This is a genomic window from Psychrobacter sp. 1U2 (genome assembly GCF_051847575.1).
The window spans coordinates 1-733 of sequence record NZ_JBPYDC010001030.1; the positions used below are offsets into that span (position 1 = coordinate 1).

Annotated in this window: 1 protein-coding gene; it reads left to right on the top strand. The window is 34.5% G+C overall.

Going from position 1 to position 733, the window contains the following annotated elements; all coding sequences use genetic code 11:
* Positions 1-290 (top strand): aminotransferase class I/II-fold pyridoxal phosphate-dependent enzyme (locus ACS8FD_RS20200; RefSeq protein WP_439277179.1); only part of this gene is annotated, 290 nt, incomplete at its 5' end.
* Positions 291-733: the final 443 nt, after the last annotated feature.

The following is a 733-nucleotide window of genomic DNA, read 5'->3' on the forward strand; positions in this document are numbered from 1 at the left end:
TGCACGAGCAATGGATCGGTGAAGTTTATGGCATGCGTGACCGTATTAAAGCCATGCGTATGAAGCTAAAGTCGGTGCTAGAGGCCAAAATTTCTGATCGTAACTTTGATTACCTGACTAATCAAAACGGCATGTTTAGCTTTACAGGATTGACGCCTGAGCAAGTTGAACGCATGCAAAACGAGTTTGGTCTTTACATGGTTTCCAATTCGCGTATGTGCGTCGCTGGCCTAAATGTCGATAACGTCGACTATGTCGCCAATGCGATGGTCAAAGTTTTGAAAGGTTAATTATCTAACACAGTATTTTAGATATCGTATTATAGATATCTGATTTAAAAAAAGGTTGAGCATTGGCTCAGCCTTTTTTATTTGTCTATCTCTTTTACCCGTTTCTATTTAAAATCGCGTTTTGCTGAAATTAATTAGGAAAAATATTTCCTATTACGATTTGTGCAGCTCAAAAGGCTAATCATATATAACGTTGAGTGTATATAAAATAATCACCTTTAAGCTAGCATTGCTAATGTAGTAAAAGAGTGTAACGAATTCTTATAACCGTAACGTACCAGACAATACAAACTTGAACAATCATTCAAGAACAACTACAATAAGTTTCTTTATAGTGTTTAGCAGCAATATTGTATTCATTTTTGAGCAATCACTCAATATGATAAATATTTTATTTATGTCTGTTCTATGATGATGAAAAGTATCAGTACTCATTTTATTCA